This window comes from Rhodobacter sp. TJ_12 (genome assembly GCF_020023995.1).
GTDB lineage: Bacteria > Pseudomonadota > Alphaproteobacteria > Rhodobacterales > Rhodobacteraceae > Rhodobacter.
In genome coordinates this window covers 1-21,380 of sequence record NZ_NRRD01000015.1, presented here as the reverse complement: position 1 = coordinate 21,380, position 21,380 = coordinate 1, and the positions used below count along the sequence as shown (strand labels likewise).

13 protein-coding genes are annotated in these 21,380 nt (G+C 62.5%); 4 read left to right on the top strand and 9 right to left on the bottom strand.

The features are described from left to right. The first annotated feature begins 100 nt into the window (after positions 1–100). The 3 genes from CKO11_RS11515 (at position 101) to CKO11_RS11505 (ending at position 6,399) form a co-directional block, all read left to right on the top strand. Complete coding sequence (locus tag CKO11_RS11515) at positions 101–3,151, top strand: CheR family methyltransferase (RefSeq protein WP_223638659.1); 3,051 nt, start codon at positions 101–103, stop codon at positions 3,149–3,151. Position 3,152: 1 nt separating this feature from the next. Then, entirely contained in the window at positions 3,153–5,861 is a 2,709-nt protein-coding gene (locus CKO11_RS11510; protein ID WP_223638656.1) for a putative bifunctional diguanylate cyclase/phosphodiesterase, read from the top strand. 103 nt (positions 5,862–5,964) lie between these two features. Then, positions 5,965–6,399, top strand: coding sequence for a cupredoxin domain-containing protein (locus tag CKO11_RS11505; protein WP_223638653.1), 435 nt, complete (start codon positions 5,965–5,967; stop codon positions 6,397–6,399). Positions 6,400–6,455: 56 nt separating this feature from the next. On the opposite strand, the gene CKO11_RS11500 is transcribed toward CKO11_RS11505, so the two are convergent. The 8 genes from CKO11_RS11500 to xdhA all read right to left on the bottom strand — a co-directional run bounded on the left by CKO11_RS11500 (position 6,456) and on the right by xdhA (position 17,175). Further along, the gene (locus CKO11_RS11500) at positions 6,456–7,739 is read right to left on the bottom strand and encodes an NAD(P)/FAD-dependent oxidoreductase (RefSeq protein WP_223638650.1); all 1,284 of its coding nucleotides are present in this window, start codon (positions 7,737–7,739) and stop codon (positions 6,456–6,458) included. A gap of 174 nt (positions 7,740–7,913) precedes the next feature. Further along, positions 7,914–8,999, bottom strand: a complete 1,086-nt coding sequence (locus CKO11_RS11495) for a BMP family ABC transporter substrate-binding protein (protein WP_223638647.1) — start codon at positions 8,997–8,999, stop codon at positions 7,914–7,916. Between the two features lie 42 nt (positions 9,000–9,041). Further along, positions 9,042–9,971, bottom strand: coding sequence for an ABC transporter permease (locus tag CKO11_RS11490; RefSeq protein ID WP_223638644.1), 930 nt, complete (start codon positions 9,969–9,971; stop codon positions 9,042–9,044). Further along, positions 9,968–11,047 (bottom strand): ABC transporter permease, encoded by a 1,080-nt coding sequence (locus tag CKO11_RS11485; RefSeq protein ID WP_223638639.1) that lies wholly within the window; start codon positions 11,045–11,047, stop codon positions 9,968–9,970. The genes CKO11_RS11490 and CKO11_RS11485 overlap by 4 nt, the downstream gene beginning before the upstream one ends. Continuing rightward, positions 11,044–12,561, bottom strand: a complete 1,518-nt coding sequence (locus CKO11_RS11480) for an ABC transporter ATP-binding protein (RefSeq protein WP_223638636.1) — start codon at positions 12,559–12,561, stop codon at positions 11,044–11,046. The genes CKO11_RS11485 and CKO11_RS11480 overlap by 4 nt, the downstream gene beginning before the upstream one ends. After that, on the bottom strand, positions 12,558–13,499 hold the full coding sequence (xdhC, locus tag CKO11_RS11475; RefSeq protein ID WP_223638633.1) for a xanthine dehydrogenase accessory protein XdhC: 942 nt from the start codon (positions 13,497–13,499) through the stop codon (positions 12,558–12,560). The genes CKO11_RS11480 and xdhC overlap by 4 nt, the downstream gene beginning before the upstream one ends. Then, positions 13,496–15,796 (bottom strand): xanthine dehydrogenase molybdopterin binding subunit, encoded by a 2,301-nt coding sequence (xdhB, locus tag CKO11_RS11470; protein ID WP_223638630.1) that lies wholly within the window; start codon positions 15,794–15,796, stop codon positions 13,496–13,498. The genes xdhC and xdhB overlap by 4 nt, the downstream gene beginning before the upstream one ends. Beyond that, positions 15,793–17,175, bottom strand: coding sequence for a xanthine dehydrogenase small subunit (gene xdhA, locus CKO11_RS11465; RefSeq protein WP_223638627.1), 1,383 nt, complete (start codon positions 17,173–17,175; stop codon positions 15,793–15,795). Before xdhA ends, xdhB begins: the two co-directional genes overlap by 4 nt. 204 nt (positions 17,176–17,379) lie before the next feature. Between xdhA and dnaE the strand changes: the two genes are divergently transcribed. After that, complete coding sequence (gene dnaE / locus CKO11_RS11460; protein WP_223638624.1) at positions 17,380–20,889, top strand: DNA polymerase III subunit alpha; 3,510 nt, start codon at positions 17,380–17,382, stop codon at positions 20,887–20,889. 1 nt (position 20,890) lies between these two features. Here the strand turns inward: dnaE and CKO11_RS11455 are convergent. Continuing rightward, on the bottom strand, positions 20,891–21,380 hold a 490-nt coding region (locus CKO11_RS11455), incomplete at its 5' end, for an AbrB family transcriptional regulator (protein ID WP_223638621.1).

Genomic DNA, 21,380 nt, shown 5'->3' with positions numbered 1-21,380 from the left:
TCCAATAAACGTCGTGAATGGTCAGCGGGTTGTAGCTGAAAGCTAAAGTATAGTGGCGCTGGCGCGGGGTGTGGCCGGTGTTGCCCGGAAAGACGAGGCGATGGACGGTTCGACCGACGACAAGAACGACACGACTGTGCCGAGCGAAGACAAGGCCGAGGAGGCGCAAGCCGAGACGTTGCTGCCCGCGCCCGATGGGGCGTTTGACGATCCGGCGCTGGGGCCGCAGGCGGTCGTGGCGATTGGGGCCTCGGCCGGGGGGTTAGATGCGCTTGAGCGGCTGTTTTCCGGCCTGCCCAGCGATACCGGTGCCGCTTATGTCGTGATCCAGCATCTTTCGCCCGATCATAAATCGATCATGGCCTCGCTGTTGGCGCGGCATACGAAAATGCCGGTGGTCACCGTCGAAGACGAGATGGCACTGGCGCCGAATTCGGTCTTTTTGATCCCGCCCGCCACGATCATGACGCTAGAGGGGCGGCATTTGCGGTTGGCCCCCAAGGATCGGCGCGTCTTGTCCTTGCCGATTGATGCGTTTTTTACCTCGATGGCGGCAGGTTATGGCGACCGGGCCGTGGCGGTGGTGCTGTCGGGCACCGGCTCGGATGGCACGCGGGGGGTGTCGGCGGTGCATGCGGCGGGGGGCGTGGCGATTGCGCAAGACCCGAGCGATGCGCGCTTTGACGGTATGCCGCGTTCGGCCATTGCTACTGGGTTCATCGATAGTTCCATGAGCATCGACCGGATCGGGCCGTGGATTTCCGATTATCTTGTGCGCCGTCCGGCCTTGGCGGCTGCGGCTGCCGCGGATGCCGCCGATGGCCCCAAAACGGAAAACAAATCGGCTCTGCCGCGCCAGTTCGAGGGGCTGGAGCCGCAAGAGGCTTTGGGGCGCATCGTTGAAATCCTGTCTCTGTCGGGCGAGGTGAATTTCACCGATTACAAATCGGGCACGGTGCAGCGCCGGATCGAGCGGCGCATGGGGGTGCGCCAAGTCACCGAGCTTTCCTCTTATCTGGAACTGCTGACGCAAGACCGCGCTGAATTGGCCATTTTGCGCCGCGAAATGCTGATCCCGGTGACATCGTTTTTCCGCGACCCCGAGGCCTTTGCCGAATTGTCCGAACGGGTGATTGACCCGCTGGTGGCCGAGGCGGCGGTGGGCTCGACCCTGCGGGTCTGGTCGGCGGGCTGTGCGACGGGCGAAGAGGCCTATACGCTGGCGATGCTGTTTTTCGATGCGTTCGAGCGGGCGGGGCGTTGGCCGACGTTGAAGATTTTCGCCACCGATGTGGAGCCGGTGAATATTGAACAGGCCGCGACCGGGTTCTACCCCGAAACCATCGCAGCCGATCTGCCCGGCACCTTTCTAGAGCGGTTCTTCACCCCGCGCGGCGGGCAGTTCGTGGTGCGGCCCGAACTGCGCCAATCAATTGTTTTTGCACGCCATAATCTGCTGTCTGACCCGCCGTTCACGCGCATGGATTTGGTCAGTTGCCGCAATACGCTGATCTACCTGCGCCCCGATGCGCAAGAACGCGCGTTGAAGCGGATGCATTATGCGCTGCGCCCGGGCGGCTATCTGTTTCTGGGCGGCTCCGAGGCGCTGGTGCAGGTGCAAGACGATTTCACCGTGATGTCGGCGCGCCACCGGATCTGGCAGGCGCAACGCTCGGGCACGGCCCCGCTGGCAGACCGCAAAAGCGGGCTTTACGTGAACCCCCGCCCGCCACGCCGGCGCGCGGAAAACGGGCCGCAAACGGCGATGGAACGCGGCTTTGCCGCTTTGCAAAAAGCCTATGCGCCGCCGCCCTCGCTGTTGATCAACGGGCGGCATGAAATCCTGCATTCCTATGGCGATATCAGCCGGTTCATGCAGTTGCGCGAAGGCGTGGCAACGCTGGAAATCGGGCGTATGCTGATTGAGCCGCTGTTGCCGGTCGCCTCGGCGTTGTTGTTCAAGGCCGCGCGTCTGGGCGAAGAGGCAAGCTCCGATCCGCTGCATCTGGCTGAAGGCGTTGCCGGGCCCGACCCGATCTGGGTGCGGCTGAAGGTGATGCCGGTGGCCGCGCAGCAAGAGGCGGTGGCCGATGATGTGAAGCTTTATCTTCTGTCCTTCGAGACCGTCCCCTCGGATGAGGAGGATGTGCCCGCGATCGACATCGACCGCGAAGTGGGCGCGCGCATCGAGATGCTGGAGGCCGAACTCGCGATGACGCGCGAAAGCCTTCAGGCGATGATCGAGGAATTGGAAACCTCGAACGAGGAATTGCAGGCCACGAACGAAGAGATGATGGCCTCGAACGAGGAATTGCAAAGCGCCAACGAGGAGCTGCAATCGGTCAACGAGGAACTGAATTCGGTCAATGCCGAATATCAAGAGAAGATCGATCTTCTGAACCGCTCCAATGCCGATTTGGACAGCCTGACCCGGATCATGGCGATGGGCGCGATTTTTGTTGATGCCGATCTGCGGGTGACGCGGTTCAGCCCCGATGCGGTGGATTTGTTCCGTATCCGCGATGTCGATATTGGCCGCCCCTTGGCCGATATCACGCATCGGCTTGATTACGCGGTTTTGCTGGATGATTTGCGCCGCACGCTGAAGGCGCAGACCCGCACCGAACGCGAGGTGACCGGGCTTAACGGGCGCCATTATCTTGTGCGGATGCTGCCCTATAAGGTGCCGTCCTCTTCGGCACAGGGGGCGGTGCTGACCTTTGTCGACATCACCCAGACCCGGAACCTGCAATTGCTGCAAGCGGTGATTGACGGGCTGGCCGAACATGTCGCGGTGCTTGACGTCAAAGGCGATATCATGCTGGTCAACGCCGCATGGACCCGGTTCGCGGTGGAAAATGGCGATCCGGGCGGCGAAACGACCGGGGTCGGCTCCAATTACGTCGGCCATTGCGATCTGGGCGAATTGGCGATTGATGCGGGCTATGCCCAGCGTGCGGTGGAGGGCATTCGGGCCGTTTTGCAAGGCAAGACAGAGCGGTTTTCGCTCGAATATCCCTGTGATGCGCCCGATTGCCCGCGCTGGTTCGTGATGCATGTGCGCCCGCTCGATAACCCGGTGCAGGGCGCGGTGATCAGCCATATCGAGATCACCCGCTGGCGCGACGAGATCAGCGCGGAGCCGCAATGAGATGACAGAGGCGCCTCCGCATGGCAACGGCTCTACGGCGACGCCCGTAAGCGCCATTCCGCGGCGGGCGGGCGCATCGCGCACCGGTATGTCGATCGATGCGCAATTCGAGCAGGTCGAGACGCTTTTGGCCCATGCGGGGCGCGCCTCTGGCGTGGGGGTAGCGCTGTCGCGGCTACGGGTGCATGTGGCCGAACAGTCGCTGGCGCTGATTGATCTGCTGGAACAAGATCTTCGGCTGCGCGCCGAGATCGAGGAATTGAACGATGTGATCGGGCTTTCCCCGCTGCCGGTTTATCGGGTCGATGATACGCTTTCGGTTTTGTCCGCCAATGGGGCGGGGCGCGCCTTCATGGGGCCGCTGTGGCAAGAGGATGGGCGCGGCGCGCTGCGCGAGGCTTTGTCGCGGCGCGAGGCAGCCCAGTTGCGCGCTTTCTTGCCCCCGGCGCTGGGCCCGATCCCCGATCTCCGCGGGCTGCAAGAAAAGCCGGTGCTGCGCTTTTCGCGGGGGGATGATACCCACCCCGCAAGGGTCACGGCGCTGCGCGCGCGCAAGCGCCATGCGGCGGCGGACGCGCAATGGTGGCTGGTGTTGGAGCCCGAGCGGTCCGAAAGGCTGCATGATACGCAATTGCGGCGCCATCTTTTGGAAACCACCGCCGATCAGCTTTGCATCACCGATACCGATGGGCGCGTGCTAGAGGCCAATAGCGCCTTTTTGCAGGGCTTTGACGGGGGCGCGGTGGCGGTGATCGGGCGCACCCGGCGCGAGTTTATGGCGCCGATTGCAGCCTTGCAGCATGCGCAGGGCGACGACAGGGTGCGCGCCACCCAGCGCCCGGTGAGCTTCGAAGAGTTTCGGCAATTGCCTGCCACCCATCAGATGCCCAGCCGCTGGGTGCGGGTGCTGACAGAAAAGCGTCCGCTTTTCGATGATCGCGGTCGGATCGTCGGGATCGTGAGCCAGTCGCGCGATGTGTCCGAGCGCCGCCGCGGCAGCGATTTGGCCGAAATGGTTTTTGAACATTCCAGCGATGCCATCGTGCTGACCGATTCCGATCTGACGGTGCTGCGGGTCAATGCCGCCTTTGAACAGGTGGGGGGCTTTGGCTTTGCGCAGATCGACGGGCGCCCGCTGACCGAGCTTTTGCGCTTTTCGGGCGGTGCGGCGCGCAGTGGCGAGGCGCCGATTGCCGCGCAGGTGCGCGAAGCCTTGCAGATCGATGGGAAATGGCGCGGCGAGATTGCGATACGGACCTCTGAGGGGCGGGTGGTGCCCTGTTGGGCGCGGATCACCCGGCTCGATGATGCCGCCGGGGTGGCGCTGGGCCATGTGGCGATGTTTTCCGATCTGACGCAATTGCGTCAGGCACAGGCCGACAACCAGCGGTTGGCCAATTACGATCTGCTGACCGGCTTGCCGAACCGGCAATTCCTGTCAGAGCGGCTCGATGGGGCAATCGCCATGGCCGAACGGCGCGGCGCGCCTTTTGCGGTGCTGTTTCTGGATCTCAATGGGTTCAAGGCGGTCAATGACTCGCTTGGCCATGACACCGGGGACATGCTGTTGAACGTGGTCGCGCGCCGTTTGCGCGAGGCGGCGGGCGATGGCCCATTCGTGGCGCGCATTGGTGGCGATGAATTCGTGATCTTGTTGGATGGGGCCGATGCGGCGGCGGCCTCGACGCGGGCGCTAACCTTGCTTGAAGGCTTATCCGCACCACTTGATCTGCCGGGGCTGCATCAATATCGCCCGGCGGGATCGATTGGTATTGCCTGTTACCCGGCGCATGGCGACAGCCGCGACGTGCTTTTGCGCAATGCCGATCTGGCGATGTATACCGCCAAGCAGGCGCATGGCGCGGTCAAGGTCTATGAGGCCGAACTGGGCATCGAGGCGCTGCGCGAACTGGAAGTGCGCAACGCGCTTTTGGGCGCGGTAGAGCGGAACGAACTGGTGTTGCACTATCAGCCATTGTTCCGTTTGTGCGATGGCACGCTTTACGGGGCAGAGGCTTTGGTGCGCTGGAACCGGCCCGGTAAGGGGCTGGAAATGCCGGCGAACTTTCTGCCGGTGGCGGAACGGGCCGGGTTGATGCCGACGCTCGATAGCTGGGTGCTGCGCGAAGCGATCACCCGCTTGTCGCACTGGCGTCAGGCGGGACTTTTGACCGAATCCTTCAAGCTGTCGATCAACCAGACAGCCGCCGATCTGGCCGCGCCGGGCTGGGCGGAAACCTTGACCCAAACCTTGGCCGCGCATCACCAAGAACGCCCGGGCGCACCGCCGCTAGGCTTGCAGATCGAACTGACCGAGGCGCAATTGGCCCATGGCATGCCCGGTGCGGTGGAAACCTTAAGCCAGCTTCGCGGCCTTGGCGTGCGGCTGGCGATTGACGATTTTGGCACCGGCTATTCCAGCCTTGCCTATCTGGCGCGTTTGCCGGTTTCGATGCTGAAGATCGCATCCGAATTCGTGCGGGGCATTGACCATGACGCGAATGCCCGGCTGATCGTGGAAACGATCACCGGGCTGGCGCAGCATTTTGGCTATGCCACCTTGGCCGAGGGGATAGAACACCCTTCGGAGGTTGCGGTGCTGTCGGGCATGGGCTGCGAACTGGGGCAGGGCTTCGTGGCCAGCCCCGCGATACCGCAAGAGGCGTTCGAGGAACGGTTCCTGCGCGGCGGCCCTTGCCTGACGCTTTAGTCTCAGACCTTGGCAGGCCTGCTGGGCGATCTATCTTGTTGGCCGGCACGCGTTCAATTTTCCTGCGTTCGCACCCATTGCCACCAACAAAGAGGCCTGACACATGACGACCTCCACCGACCCCGACCCGAAAAAGCCCATGCGGGGCATCGCGAATACCTATAGCTATGGGATCGCCATCGGCATCGCGCTGGCGATTGGCGGCTTTGAAATGGCGTGGAACGTCCATGCGCGCAATACCGCGATGCGGATGGATGGGATCACCCTGACGCTTGACGCCAATGGCTGTGCGCCGGGGGCGCTGAAGATGCCGCCGGGCGCGGCGACCTTCAATATCGTCAATGCCACGGCACAGCCGCTGGATTGGCAAATCCTGGATGGGACGACGGTTGTGGCCGGGCAAAGCGCGATTGCGCCGGGCAAGGCGGCCAGCGTGGCCCAAACGCTTCAGCCGGGCGACTACCAGATGATTTGCGGCTCTGCCGCCGCGCCGCGCGGGGCGATTGAGGTGATCCAGCCACGAGTAATGCGGGGCTAGGTGGGCCTAAGCCTGAGGGCGCGGTCTCCCGCGCCCCTAGGCTGTGTCGCGGGGGCTCAGCCCTTTTTGACGGCTTTCAGCTTATCGATGCCCAGCACCTTCATCGCAGCCTTTTCATAGAAGGTTTCCGAGGTGCCGCGGCGCAGCTTGTGCATGAAATAGCGCTCAAAGCCCTCTTTCGCCCAATGCACCCATTTGCCTTGCGCCGACCAGTTGACGTTGCGCGGCGGGATTTGCGGCTGCGCCACAAAGGCAATGCCCTGATCGCCGAAGTCGGCCAGACAGACCGCGTTCCATGTGCCGACTTCATCGGCCTCTTTGCCGCGCACAATCTGGCCCACATTATGGGCGGTGGCGGTGACCATCGATTCAATCATGAAGCCGGTTTTCGGCACGCCACAGGGCACCGGCGTCGGCACCACCGGCGGGATCGCCACGCAGACCCCGACGGCAAAGACATTTTTGTATGTCGGGTTTTGCTGGTGCTGATCTACGATCACAAAGCCGCGCGGGTTCACCAGCCCCTCGATCCCCATCAGCGGTTTGATGCCCCGGAAGGCGGGCAGCATCATCGCATAGCCAAAGGGCATCTCTTTCTCGGCCTTGACCGAGCCATCATCGTTGATTTCCTCAACGATCATCTTGCCGTCTTCGACCTTCTTAACGCGGCACGAGGTCATGTATTTGATGTGCTTCTCGCGCATATTGGATTCGAGAAGGCCCTTGGTGTCGCCCACGCCATCAAGACCAAGGTGGCCCACATAGGGTTCCGAGGTGATGAAAGTCATCGGCACCTTGTCGCGGATTTTGGCTTTGCGCAGCGCGGTGTCGAGGATGAAGGTGAATTCATAGGCCGGGCCGTAACAGCTTGCGCCTTGCACCGCGCCGATGATGATCGGACCGGGGTTTTCGCAAAACCGCTCAAAGGCCACGCGCGCATCTTCGGCGTGGTCGATGTGGCAGATGGATTGGGTGTAGCCATCGGGGCCAAAGCCCTCGATTTCGTCAAAGGCGAGTTCCGGGCCGGTGGCGATCACGATGTAATCGTAGCTGACCGATTGGCCATTGACCAATTCGACCCGGTTTTCATCGGGATGCAGCTTTTCAGCGGCAACCGGAATGAACTCGATGTTCTTTTTCTTCATCGTCGGCGCAAGGTCGACGGTGATTTCTTTGCGGCTCCGCCAGCCCACGGCGACCCACGGGTTCGAGGGCACGAAATGGTAATGCGGGTCTTTGGTGATGACGGTGATTTTGTCTTCCTTGCGCACCTGTTCGCGCAATTCGTAGGCCATGATGGCGCCTCCCAAACCGGCACCAAGAACCACGATATGAGCCATTTTGTCCCTCCCCTGAACTGGCTACGGGTTAAACTCCGTTCATGCATATCTGTGAATATGAAGGATGCGGCTGTCAAGCGCGAGTTGCGAAGATGTGTCGCAGGGCCTTCATCAGAAATAAAAAAGGGTGGGCCAATGGCCCACCCCGAAAGCTTAACACGATTTTTCGATCGGTCACTTCGGCATTTCTGCGGAAATCCCCTCGACGAAGAAATCCATCCCCGCCAGCGCGCCATCTTCGGGCGTTTCGCCCTCGGCCAGCCATGCGGTGCCATCTTGCTTGTTCAGCGGGCCGGTGAAGGGGTGATACTCGCCCGCGCTGATCATTTCGATCATCTTCTCGGCTTCGGCTTTCACTTCGGCGGGCACGGCCTCGGTGATCTCGCCGATTTCGACCATGCCGGTGCCGATCCCGCCCCAGGTCGCATCCGAGCTCCAGGTGCCATCCAGCATCGCTTGCGCACGCTCAATGTAATAGGGCGCCCAGTTGTCGATGGTCGAGGCCACGCGCGGGCTCGGCTTGAAGGCTTCCATGTCGGAGGCTTGGCCAAAGGTATAGACGTTGCCCGCCTCTTGCGCCTTGGCTTGCGGCGCGGTGGAGTCGGTGTGTTGCAGCACGAAATCGCAGCCTTCAGCGATCAGCGCGGCAGCGGCGTCGGCCTCTTTCGCCGGGTCGAACCACGTGTAGGCCCAGACCACCTTGATTTCCACATCCGGGTTCACCTTCTTGGCGTGGATATAGGCGGCGTTGATGCCTTGGATCACCTCGGGGATCGGGAAGGAACCGATGTAGCCGATCTTGTTGGTTTTGGTCATCCGGCCCGCGATGGTGCCTTGGATCGCGCGGCCCTCGTAAAAGCGCGCGTCATAGGTGCCAAGGTTTTCGGCACGTTTGTAGCCGGTGGCGTGCTCGAATTTCACATTCGGGAATTTCGACGCGACGTTGACGGTCGCATCCATGAAGCCAAACGAGGTGGCGAAAATAAGCTGGTTGCCTTCCAGCGCCAACTGGGTCAGCGCGCGTTCGGCATCCGGGCCTTCGGGAACGTTTTCGATGAAGGTGGTTTGCACCTTGTCGCCCAAGGCTTCCTCGATCGCGCGGCGGCCCACATCATGCTGATAGGACCAGCCCATGTCGCCCACCGGGCCCACATAGATGAAGCCGATTTTCAGCGGGTCGTCCGAGGCCCAGGCCGGCAGGCCAAGCCCAGCAAGCGTCGCGGTGGCGGCGGTGGTTTTCAGAAAGGATCTGCGGTCCATGGGAACTTCCCTTGTTTTGGGCCAGCGGCCCGGTTTGATGCCTCACGACGAGGCGTGGAACGACCGCCCCAGCGCCGCCGGCGCGGCCGGGGCTCCGTGACGGTGGGTGGCAGACAAGATCACCAGCACAAGCACGGTGATGACATAGGGCGCCATTGACAACAGGTGCACCGGGATCGCGTAACCTGCGGCCTGAAGCTGCAATTGCAGCGCGGTGATGCCGCCAAAGAGATAAGCGCCCACCAGCACCCGTTCGGGCTTCCAACTGGCAAAGACCACAATGGCCAGCGCAATCCAGCCTGCGCCTGCGGTCATGCCCTCGGTCCATTGCGGCACGCGCACAAGGCTCAGATAGGCGCCGCCCAAGCCCGCCAGCGCCCCCCCAAAGGCCAGCGCGGCAAAGCGCACCGCAATCACCCGATAACCCAGCGCATGGGCGGCATCGTGGTTTTCACCGACCGCGCGCAAGATCAGCCCGGCGCGGGCATATTTCAAAAAGGCCCAAGTCGCTGCAACCAGCACAAGCGACAGATAGACCATCCAGTCATGGTGGAACAGGATCGGCCCCAGCACGGGGATCTCGCTCAGCGGGCCGAAATCGAGCTTGGTCGTGGGGGGCGGGCGAATGCCCTCGAACCCTTTGCCGAACAGCGCCGAAAGCCCCAGCCCAAACAGCGTCAGCGCCAAGCCGGTCGCTGTCTGGTTCGACAAAAGCAATTGCGTCAGCACGGCAAAAAGGCTTGCCAAAAGCGCGCCCGCGACCGCCCCGCCCAGAAAGCCCAAAACCGGGCTGCCGGTGGTGACGGCTGTGGCAAAACCCGCCACCGCGCCCAAGATCATCATGCCTTCGACGCCAAGGTTCAAAACGCCCGATTTCTCGGCCACCAATTCACCCGTCGCCGCCAGCAAGACCGGGGTCGAGGCTGCCATCAGGGCAGCAATCAGGGTGACGATGTCGATGCCGCCGATCATGCGCGCGCCCTCCCAAGGCGAAGACGGTACTGCGTGAGCAGGTCGAATCCCAAGAGGAAAAACAAAAGCATTCCTTGGAACACCTGAATAGCCGCCGTGGGCAAGCCCAGCATCAGCTGCGCCATGTCGCCCCCGATATAGGTCAGCGCCATCAACAGCCCGGCCAGCAAGATGCCGATGGCATTGAGACGCCCCAGAAAAGCCACGATGATCGCGGTGAAGCCATAGCCTGCATTGAAACTATCGGTGATCTGCCCGTTTGGCCCTGCCACCTCGAAAAGCCCGGCCAGACCCGCAAAGGCGCCCGACAGCCCAAGACAGAACATCACCAGTTTTGCGGGCACAACACCTGCAAAACGCGCCGCGCGCGGCGCTTCGCCGGCAACTCGGATGCGATAGCCTGCGATATGGCGTTGCATCAGAATATAGGTGGCAATCACCGCCATCAGCGCCGCCACCACGCCCCAATGCATCCCCGTGCCCGCGATCAGTTCGGGGTTATGGGCGGACGGATATTGTTGCAGGTTGCGCGATCCGGGAAAGCCGTAGCCTTCGGGGTTTTTCAGCGGGCCAAAGGCGGCATAGGCCAGAAAGTTCTGCGCCACATAGACCAGCATCAGCGAGACCAGAATTTCCGATGTGCCAAAGGCGGTTTTCAAAAGCGCCGGGATCATCCCCCAAAGCCAGCCGCCCAGTGCGCCCGCCACAACCATCGCCGGGAACAGCCAATGGCTTTCCGCCGGATAGGCCGCCAGCGCCACCGAGGCCCCGGCCAGCGCGCCCATGATATATTGCCCCTCGGCGCCAATGTTCCAGATGCCCGCGCGAAAGCCCACCGCAAGCCCGGCCGCGATCAAAATCAGCGGCCCCGCTTTGACCAGCAATTGGCCCCGGAAATAGGCGGCATTCGGACCAAAAAGCGGATCATAAAAGATCACCTTGATCGCGGCGATCGGGTCCTTGCCCAAGGCGGCAAACAAGATGCCGCCCGCCACCATAGTGGCCAGCACCGCCAGAACGGGCGTCGCATAGGCCCAAAACTGAGAAGGCGTGGGGCGTTTGACAAGCGTGATCATACCGCCGCCTCCTGCATGCCATGTGCGCCGCCCAGCATCAGCCCGATTTCCTCCATACTTAGCCCCTCGGTCGGGCGCGGGGCAGACAGGCGGCCTTCGTTCAGCGCGCAGAAGCGGTCAGAAATTTCCATCAATTCATCAAGATCTTGGGAAATCACGATCACTGCAGCCCCCTTGGCCGCCAGATCCAGAAGCGATTGCCGGATCGCGGCGGCGGCGGCGGCATCCACGCCCCATGTGGGTTGGTTGACCACCAAAACCTCGGGCGCTTGCAGCACTTCGCGGCCTATGACGAATTTCTGCAAATTGCCGCCTGACAGCGCACGCGCGGCCACCTGTGGGCCCGGGGTGCGTACGTCAAAGCCCGCAATGATTTCTTCGGCAAAGCGTTTCGCCGCGCCCATGTTCAAGAACCCGTTGCGGGTCAGCGGGCGGCGCACGGTGCCGGTCAGGATCGCGTTTTCCGTCAGGCTGAGGTTCGGCACGGCGGCATGGCCAAGCCGTTCCTCGGGCGCCGCCAGAAGCCCAAGCCTGCGCCGGTCGTTTGGCCCAAGGTCGGAAATATCCTGCCCATGCAGGCTGACCGTGCCGGCGGCCGAGGGCCGTTCCCCCGACAGCGTCGCGATCAGTTCTTCTTGGCCATTGCCTGCCACACCGCCAATGCCCAGCACCTCGCCCGCGGCAAGTTTGAACGACAGGTCTTTCAGCGCGGGGCCAAAGGCGCTCATCGGTGCAAGGTTGAGATGCGTGACCTCAAAGATTTTTGCGCCCGTCTTGCGCCCCGCGCGGTCGGTGGCGGCGAATTCGCCCCCCACCATCAATTCGGCCAGTTCCCGGGCGGATTTTTCGCGCGGGGTGCAGCTTGCCACCACCTTGCCGCCGCGCAAGATCGTGGCGCCATCGCAAAGCGCGCGGATTTCCTCCAGCTTGTGCGAAATATAAAGAATCGCGGTGCCTTCGGCCGCCAGCTTGCGCAGGGTGCCGAACAAGATTTCCACCTCTTGCGGGGTCAGCACCGAGGTGGGCTCGTCCATGATCAAAAGCTTCGGATCTTGCAGCAGGCAGCGGATGATTTCGACCCGCTGCCGCTCGCCCGCCGACAGATCGCCCACCGTGCGCGTCGGATCGAGCGGCAGTCCATAGGCGCTGGAAATATCGCGGATGCGGGCCGACAATGTGCGCATCGAGGGCGGGTTTTCCATGCCCAAGGCGACGTTTTCCGCCACGCTCAGCGCCTCGAACAGCGAAAAATGCTGAAACACCATCGCCACGCCAGCCGCGCGGGCGGCGCGCGGTTCGGGCGGTGTATAGGGCGCGCCTTGAAACTGCATCGTGCCGGCATCGGGCTTCACAAGGCCATAGATCATCTTGACCAATGTGGATTTGCCTGCGCCGTTTTCGCCCAAAAGCGCGTGCACTTCGCCCGGGCGGATCTGAAAGCCGACCCCGTCATTCGCCACGACGCCCGGATAGGCTTTCGTCAGCCCCTCGATCCTGAGCAGTGTTTCACTCACCCGGTGAGTCCTTCCGTTGGTGCGGCCGTTCCGGCTCTTGCGTTGCGTTCTCTCAGTAGCGCGGCGGCGACGGAAATCGCAATGGCTTGTGGTGCCTTTCCAAGCGCCGGATCGCCTATCGGGCAGGCAATGCGTGAAATTTGGGCGGGCGAATGGCCGAGTTCGGCGAGGCGGCGGCGAAATCTTGACCATTTGGTCTGTGACCCGATCAGCCCACAGCCCGCGAATCCCCGACCCAGCAGCCGGTGGCACAGCTCCAGATCCAGCGCATGGGAAAAGGTCACGATCAGATGCCGGGCGTGGGGCGGGGCCAGTGTCACCAGGTCGGCGGGGTTCTGCGCGATGAGCGGTGTGACGCCGGGGGGGCGTTGTTCGGGGAAGCGTTCCGGCCCGGTATCGGCCCAAGACAGCGCCCAATCGGGCAGCGGCGCGATCACATCGACAAGCGCCCGTCCGACATGACCTGCGCCCCATATCCACAGCGGCTCTGGCGGCGGCGCGATGGGTTCGATCAGCCAATTGTCGTGCACAACCGGCCCGGTCAACGCGCCGCGTCGGGCCTCGGCCATTGCTTTGCGGATCGCAAGGGGCATTTGATCTGCGCTGCGAAAGGGGCGGGCAAAGGCGGGGCCATCGATCCCGGCAAGGGTCTGTGCCGTGATCGGCTCAAAGGCCAAGCGCACCGCCCCACCGCAGCATTGGCCCATATCCGGCCCAAGGGCAAAACGCTTGATCTGCGGGCGGCTTAGGGTGCGGGCCTCGGCGATGGCTGCGAATTCCAGCGTGCCACCGCCAATGGTGCCTTGGGTTTGATCTGGCCACACCAGCATTTCGGCGCCCACCTCCCGTGGGGCAGAGCCTTTGACACCCACCACTACGAGCCGTACGAACGGGCCGCGCTGGGTGGCTGTGGCCAAAAGATCGAGGCGCAGGCTCATGCCCGCCCCTCATCGGTTCCCCGCGCCCGGTGCACAGCGGCCAGCACCGCCTCGGGCGTGGCGGGGGCTTGCAGGTTGGGCCAATGCGGGCCACAGGCGGCACAGGCGTTGCCAAGCGCCAGAAATGCCGAAATTCCCAGCATGAAGGGCGGCTCGCCCACCGCCTTGGACCGAAAGATCGTCTCTTCGCGGTTGGGCGCATCGTATAGGGCGACGTTGAACAGGCGCGGGCGATCCGAACAGGCCGGGATCTTGTAGGTCGAGGGGGCATGGGTGGTCAAATGCCCCTTGTCATCCCAGACCAACTCTTCTGTGGTCAGCCAGCCTGCGCCCTGCACATAGGCGCCCTCAATCTGGCCAATATCCAGCGCGGGGTTCAGGCTTGTGCCCGCATCATGCAAGATATCGGCGCGCAGAATGCGGTTTTCCCCGGTCAGCGTGTCAATCACCACCTCGGTCACCGCGGCGCCATAGGCAAAGTATAGAAACGGGCGCCCTTGCCCCGCCAACCGATCCCACGAAATGTTGGGCGTTGCATAAAACCCGGTGGCCGAAAGCGAAATCCGTGCGAGATAGGCCGCCTCGGCCACCTCGGCAAAGGTCCAGCGCTTGTCTTTTGCCTGCACCTCGCCTGCCGCAAAGCGCACCTCTTCCGGGGGGCAGCCTTCGCGCGCGGCGATAAAGCGCGTCAGCCGTGCGCGCAGCGTTTCACAAGCCTCTTTCACCGCCATCCCATTCAGATCGGCCCCGGAAGAGGCCGCCGTGGCCGAAGTATTGGGCACTTTGGCGGTATCGGTCGCGGTGATGCGCACCTGTTCGGCGCGGGTGCCCAAAACGGCGCTGGCCACTTGCACCATTTTGCGATGCAGCCCTTGGCCCATTTCCGTGCCGCCGTGATTGAGCGCGACAGAGCCATCTGTGTAGATCTGCACCAAGGCGCCCGCCTGATTGAGATGGGTCAGCGTAAAAGAGATGCCGAATTTGACCGGCGACAGGGCGATCCCGCGCTTTAAGGTTCGATTTTGGCTATTCCACTGCGCGATCTGCGCCTTTCGCGCGGCAAAATCCGCTGTTTTGTGCAATTGATCGACCATCTCGTCTAACAAGAAATCGTCGACCGCCTGCCCGTAATGGGTGGTTTGCACGGGCTTGCTGCCCGCAGGCGCATAGAAATTCCGGCGCCGCAAATCGGCGGGGTCACAGCCCATCACATGGGCCAGATGGTCGATGGCGCGTTCCATCCCCAACATACCTTGCGGCCCGCCAAAGCCCCGAAAAGCTGTGGCCGATTGGGTATTGGTGCGCAGCCGATGGCTTTCGACCCGCAGCGCGGGCAGGAAATAGGCGCTATCGGCATGAAGCATGGCCCGGTCGCAGACCGGCAGGCTGAGATCGGGCGACCAGCCGCAGCGCGCCCATTGGGTGACTTCGGCCCCCAGCAGCTTGCCCGCAGCATCTGCGCCGATCCGGTAGCGGATGCGGAAGTCGTGCCGCTTGCCGGTGATCACCATGTCATCATCGCGGTCATAACGCATCTTGCAGGGGCGCCCGGTCGCCCGCGCGGCAACGGCACAGGCGATAGCAAGGTGATTGCCTTGGCTTTCCTTGCCGCCAAAGCCGCCGCCCATGCGCCGCATCTCGACCCGCACATCATGCAACGCAAGCCCCAGCGCATGCGCCACCTTATGCTGAATTTCCGACGGGTGCTGGGTCGAACACTGGATCGTCACCCCCTCTTCGCCGGGCAGGGCCAGCGCGGCTTGTCCTTCTAGATAGAAATGTTCTTGCCCGCCGATGTCGATCTCGCCCTCGGCCAGATAAGTGGCTTGCGCCAGCGCCGCAGCCACATCGCCGCGTGCCCAGGTGATGGGGCCGTTTTCGAACCGGCTGCCCGCTGCAAGCGCTTGATCGATAGTCAAAATCGGGTCTTTAGGCGCATAGGTGATACGCGCTTTGCGCGCCGCGACACGCGCCGCCCGATGGCTGGTGGCAGCGACCAGAAAGATCGGCTGGCCCGCGTAATGCACCGCGCCGTCGGCCAGCACCGGTTCGGGTGTAGGCGCGGGCGAGGCATCATTGGCATGGGGCAGATCGGCGGCGGTGAAAACCGCGATGACCCCGGGGCTTTGGCGCACCGGTTCAAGATCTAGCGCGCTGATGTCGCCCGCCGCTTCGGTTGAGAGGCCAAAGGCCAGATGCAGCGTGTCCGCCGGACAGGGAATGTCGTCTAGGTAACGCGCTTGCCCGGTCACGTGTAGCCGGGCCGAGTCATGGGGAAGCGGTTTGCCCACCGTCATGGCGTGACCTCCAGCACCGAAACCGCTTCGCCGCCGCAGGCCCGGATGTAGCGCAGCGCCATCGCCTGCGCGGCATTCATCCGATAGGCAGCCGAGGCGCGCATATCGCTCATGGGTGTGAAATCCTGCGTCAAGGCAGGCAGGGCACTCGCAAAGCTGTCTTCGGTCAAGGGCTGGCCGATCAGGGCCGTTTCAAAGGCCGTCGCGCGTTTCGGCACCCCGGCCAGGCCGCCAAATGCGACGCGCGCAGTTTCAATTTTCGAACTTTTTGCAGTGATATTGAAGCAGCCACAAACGGAAGAAATGTCTTGATCGAACCTTTTGCTCAGTTTGTAGCAGGCGAGATCGGGGGCGCTTTTCGGCACGCTGACACTTTCCACAAATTCCCCCGGCAATTGGTCTTGTTTGCGGTAGTCGAGGAAGAAATCTTCTAGCGGCAGCCTGCGGCGGCTGTGTCCGCGCCGCAGGGTGAGCGTGGCGCCCAAAGCGATCAGCGCGGGTGGCCCATCACCGATGGGCGAGCCATTGGCAATATTGCCACCGATGGTGGCCACCTGACGCACCTGTTCAGAGGCAAAGCGGCGCAGCAGATCGGCCAGCGCCGGATGCGGCCCCGCCGCCCAAGCGCGCAGGGCGGCAATGGTCACGCCTGCGCCAATGTCATAGCCCGTTTCGGTTTCTTGGATCTGGGCCAAGTCTTTGCATTGGTTCAGAAAAGCCACTTCGGGCAGGTCGCGCAATTGCTTGGTGACCCAAAGCGCGACATCGGTGCCCCCCGCGATCAAGGTGGCCTCGGGATGGGTTTCATACCAATCGGCCAGTTCATCCACGGTTTGCGGCAAAAAGGCCGTCTGCCCCGCTGCACCGGTTGCAAGTTGCGCGAAGTCGAAGGTCAAATCACCCTGCATCCAGTCTGGCACTGCCGCCTCGGCCGCCGCTTCGGCCGCGCGGATGATCGGCGCATAGCCGGTGCAGCGGCACAGGTTTCCGGCCAGCAGGTCATCATAATCCGCGCGCCGGTTCGTATGCGCGGCGGCCAGTGAGGTGATGAAACCGGGGGTGCAAAACCCACATTGGCTGCCATGATGGTCGACCATCGCTTGCTGCACGGGGTGCAACTGGCCCTGCGGGCCTGCCACGCCCTCGACCGTGCGCAGCGCCTTGCCCGCCAGTTGCGGCAGCATCATCAGGCAGGCATTGACCGCGCGCGGACCGTTTTCATCGGTCACAATCACTGTGCAGGCGCCGCAATCGCCCTCGTTACAGCCTTCTTTCGTGCCGCTTAGCCCCGTGGCGCTCAGCCAGTCCAGCACGCTTTCCAGCGGGTTTTCAACCGTCACCCGGCGGGTTTCTCCGTTGAGAAGAAACGCGATTTCCATGACATGTTCCGCCGCGATACCTGATTTTCGCTGCCCCGCCCGATGCGGCGTAGAACGGGGGCGCTCCCATCGCATCAGCTTTGCCGATGGGGGCAGGGCTGGCAAGCGTTTCGGCGCAAGGGCAGACGCAGATTACACCGGATGGTCAGAAAATGGGCAGCCAAACCCCTTCCGCTTGGCCCGCCCCGCGCCTAATCTGCGCCCATGACCCAGCCCCGATTCATTCATCTGCGCGTGCACACCCAATATTCGCTGCTGGAAGGCGCGGTGCCGGTGAAGACGCTGATCAAGATGTGCGATGGCATGAACATGCCCGCCGTTGCCGTGACCGATACGAATGTGATGTTCTCGGCACTCGAATTTTCGGTGCTGGCGCAGGGCGCGGGGTTGCAGCCGATTGTGGGCTGCCAAGTTTCGGTGAATTACGACCCTGCCGCGCCGGGGGAAAAGCCGCGGATGCCCGCGCCGGTGGTGCTGCTGTCGCAGACCGAAACGGGCTATATGAACCTGATGAAGCTGTCGTCTTGCCTTTATGTCGACAAGCATGGGGAATTGCCGCAGGTCACACTGGAGGAGTTGGAGGCCCATTGCGATGGTCTGATCTGCCTGTCGGGCGGGGCGGATGGGCCGGTGGGCAAGCTTTTGCAGGCCGGCCAAGCGGGCAAGGCACGGCTTTTGATGGAGCGGCTCGCCAAGGCCTATCCGGACCGGTTTTATGTCGAATTGCAGCGCCATCCCGGCGAAGGCGGCAAGCTGCCCGAGGCCGAGCGCAAGACCGAGCGGCCCTTTGTGGAAATGGCCTATGACATGGGGCTGCCTTTGGTGGCCACCAATGATGTCTACTTTCCCAAATCGACCATGTATGAGGCGCATGACGCGATGATCTGCATCGCCGAAGGCACCTATGTCGACCAAAGCGAGCCGCGCCGCCGCCTGACGCCGCAGCATTATTTCAAATCCGAAGCCGAGATGGCGACCTTGTTCGCCGACTTGCCTGAGGCACTTGAAAATACGGTTGAAATTGCGCGCCGTTGCGCCTTTGCCACTTATAAGCGCAAGCCGATCTTGCCGAAATTCGCCGATGATGAGGTCGAGGAATTACGCCGCCAGGCTTGGGAGGGGTTGCGCGCGCGGCTTGATGTGATCCCGCATGCGGTGCCGGTCGAAGACTACGAAGCAAGATTGAAATTCGAACTTGGCATCATCGAGCAGATGGGGTTCCCCGGCTACTTCCTGATCGTGGCCGACTTCATCAAATGGGGCAAGGCGCAAGGCATTCCGGTGGGGCCGGGGCGGGGCTCTGGTGCGGGCTCGCTTGTGGCTTATGCGCTGACGATCACCGACCTAGACCCTTTGCGTTACAGCCTGCTGTTCGAACGGTTCTTGAACCCCGAACGGGTCTCGATGCCGGACTTCGATATCGATTTTTGCATGGATCGCCGCGAAGAGGTGATCCGCTATGTGCAAGAGAAATACGGCCGGGACAAAGTTGGCCAGATCATCACATTTGGTGCGCTTTTGTCCAAGGCGGCGGTGCGCGACGTGGGCCGCGTGTTGCAAATGTCCTATGGCCATGTCGACAAGCTGTCGAAGATGATCCCGGTCGAGGGGGTCAAGCCGGTCAGCATCGAAAAGGCCTTGGCCGATGAGCCGCGCTTGCGCGAGGCGGCAAAGGCCGAAGAGGTCGTGCAGCGGCTTTTGAACTATGCCCAAGCGATTGAGGGGCTGTTGCGCAACGCCTCCACCCACGCGGCGGGGGTGGTGATTGGCGACCGGCCCTTGGATGAGCTGGTGCCGCTTTATCAAGACCCGCGGTCCGACATGCCTGCGACCCAGTTCAATATGAAATGGGTCGAACAGGCGGGCTTGGTGAAGTTCGACTTTCTGGGGCTGAAAACGCTCACCGTAATCCAAAATGCGGTGAACCTGATCCTGAAATCGGGTCGGCCCTTGCATGTGAATGCGGCGGGCGAAACGCTTTACGCCCCTGCCGAGGGCGGGGAGAACCAGATCAACCTGATCCCGATCGATGACGCCAAGACCTACGCGCTTTATGCGGCGGCGAAGACGGTCGCGGTGTTCCAGGTGGAATCGACGGGGATGATGGATGCGCTGCGGCGCATGAAACCCACCTGTATCGAAGATATCGTGGCGCTTGTGGCGCTTTATCGCCCCGGCCCGATGGAGAATATTCCCACCTATTGCGAGGTGAAGCACGGGCTGCGCAAACTTGAAAGCCTGCATCCGACGATCGACCCGATCTTGGCGGAAACGCAGGGTATCATCGTCTACCAAGAACAGGTGATGCAGATTGCGCAGGTGATGGCGGGCTATAGCCTTGGCGGCGCCGATTTGCTGCGCCGCGCGATGGGGAAAAAGATCGCCGAGGAAATGGCGAAGGAACGCCCCAAATTCATCGAAGGCGCCAAGGCCACCCACAATATCGACGCGAAAAAAGCAGGTGAAGTTTTTGACCTGCTAGAGAAATTCGCGAACTACGGGTTCAACAAATCGCACGCGGCCGCTTATGCGATTGTGTCCTATCAAACCGCTTGGCTAAAGGCGAACCACCCGGTGGAGTTCATGGCGGGCGTCATGAATTGCGATATTCACCTGACCGACAAGCTGGCGGTCTACACTGCCGAGGCGCGGCGGGGCCTAAGCATCGAGGTGGTGCCCCCCTGTGTGAACCGCTCGCTCGCCACCTTTGATGTGGTCGATCAACAACTGGTCTATGCGCTGGGCGCGCTGAAAAACGTCGGCGTCGACGCGATGAAGCTGATCGTGGCGGCGCGCGGGGACACACCCTTCCACGACATGACCGATTTCGCCCGGCGCTGCGATCTTAAGCGGATCGGCAAGCGGCCCTTAGAGATGTTGGCGCGGGCGGGGGCGTTCGACCAGCTTGATCCAAACCGCAAACGCGTCTTTGAAAGCCTTGAGGGGCTGATGGCGTGGTCGGGGGCCGTGGCAGAGGCCAAAGCCTCGGCGCAGGTGTCGCTTTTTGGCGAAGCGGGCGATGATCTGCCGCCGCCGCGCATGGCCGATACCGATGACTGGCTGCCGGGCGAGCGGCTAGCCGAGGAACATAAGGCCATCGGCTTCTACCTGTCGGGCCATCCGCTTGATGACTATCTGCCCGCGCTGAAACGCAAAAAAGTGCTGACGCTGGCCGATGTGACCGCCAAGGCGATCAATACCGGGCCCTTTGTCGGTAAGATCGCGGGGCAGGTCGCCGCGCGGTCGGAACGCAAATCGGCCAAGGGGAACCGGTTTGCCTTTGTGTCATTGTCGGACCCGACCGGGCCTTATGAGGTGACGGTCTTTTCCGACACGTTGGAGGCGTGCCGTAGCCATTTGGAACCCGGTCAAGCGGTGGTGCTGACCGTCAAGGTCGATGTCGAAGGCGAGACGGTGAAAATGCTGTGCAATGCCGCCACGCCGATTGACCAAGTGGCGGCGGAGTCGGATGGCAGTTCCGGGCTGTTGATCCACCTTGAAACGCCCGAGGCGGTCAGTTCCGTTGCTGCACTTTTCGAACGTATTTTGGCTGAAGGCCGGGTGAAATCGCGCGGTCCTGTGACCTTTTCTGTCTTTGACCTGGAAAAACGCTGCCGCTACCAGATCGCGGCGGGGCGCGATCTTCCGGTCAACCCGCAGGTCAAGGGGGCCTTGCGCAGCCTGCGCGGTGTGGTGCAGGTCGAAGAGGTCTGATCTATTTTGCCAGACGGGGGGCCAGCACGCGCGCGGCGGTGACGGCCAGCAAGATGCGCAACGCGTGATGCGCGGTCACGTAAACGGCACTGAGTTGCAACGACAGCGCCACGAGCGACATTTCCACCAGCCCGCCGGGCGCAAAGGCCAAAAATACGGCGGAAATGGGCTCGCCCACCCATGTTGCCAAGGCAAAGGCGAAAAGCCCCGCCAGCCCGATCGAGACCGAGGTGGACAGCCCCGCCAGCCGCAGCGCAAGCCAGAACCGGCGCGGTTCCATTCCCGCAAAACGCACCCCCAAAGAGGTGCCGATGATCAACTGTGTCAGCGTCACCAGCCAAGCGGGCGGCGCGCCTTGGGCCAGCCCGGACAGATGCACAAGCGCAGAGACAAGGATCGGCCCCGTCACCATGCCGCCCGGGATTCGCAAGCGCCAGCCAAGCCCGCCGCCAACGGCCCCCGCCGCGGCGAGCCAGAGCAGATCCCCCGGC

Bases quoted from the DNA above. Each gene is read 5' to 3' on its own strand.
- CKO11_RS11490 (WP_223638644.1), bottom strand. From the start codon at position 9,971: ATGATCGGCGGCATCGACATCGTCACCCTGATTGCTGCCCTGATGGCA.
- dnaE (WP_223638624.1), top strand. From the start codon at position 17,380: ATGACCCAGCCCCGATTCATTCATCTGCGCGTGCACACCCAATATTCG.
- CKO11_RS11500 (WP_223638650.1), bottom strand. From the start codon at position 7,739: ATGGCTCATATCGTGGTTCTTGGTGCCGGTTTGGGAGGCGCCATCATG.
- CKO11_RS11495 (WP_223638647.1), bottom strand. From the start codon at position 8,999: ATGGACCGCAGATCCTTTCTGAAAACCACCGCCGCCACCGCGACGCTT.
- CKO11_RS11485 (WP_223638639.1), bottom strand. From the start codon at position 11,047: ATGATCACGCTTGTCAAACGCCCCACGCCTTCTCAGTTTTGGGCCTAT.
- CKO11_RS11515 (WP_223638659.1), top strand. From the start codon at position 101: ATGGACGGTTCGACCGACGACAAGAACGACACGACTGTGCCGAGCGAA.
- CKO11_RS11505 (WP_223638653.1), top strand. From the start codon at position 5,965: ATGACGACCTCCACCGACCCCGACCCGAAAAAGCCCATGCGGGGCATC.
- xdhB (WP_223638630.1), bottom strand. From the start codon at position 15,796: ATGACGGTGGGCAAACCGCTTCCCCATGACTCGGCCCGGCTACACGTG.
- xdhA (WP_223638627.1), bottom strand. From the start codon at position 17,175: ATGGAAATCGCGTTTCTTCTCAACGGAGAAACCCGCCGGGTGACGGTT.
- xdhC (WP_223638633.1), bottom strand. From the start codon at position 13,499: ATGAGCCTGCGCCTCGATCTTTTGGCCACAGCCACCCAGCGCGGCCCG.
- CKO11_RS11510 (WP_223638656.1), top strand. From the start codon at position 3,153: ATGACAGAGGCGCCTCCGCATGGCAACGGCTCTACGGCGACGCCCGTA.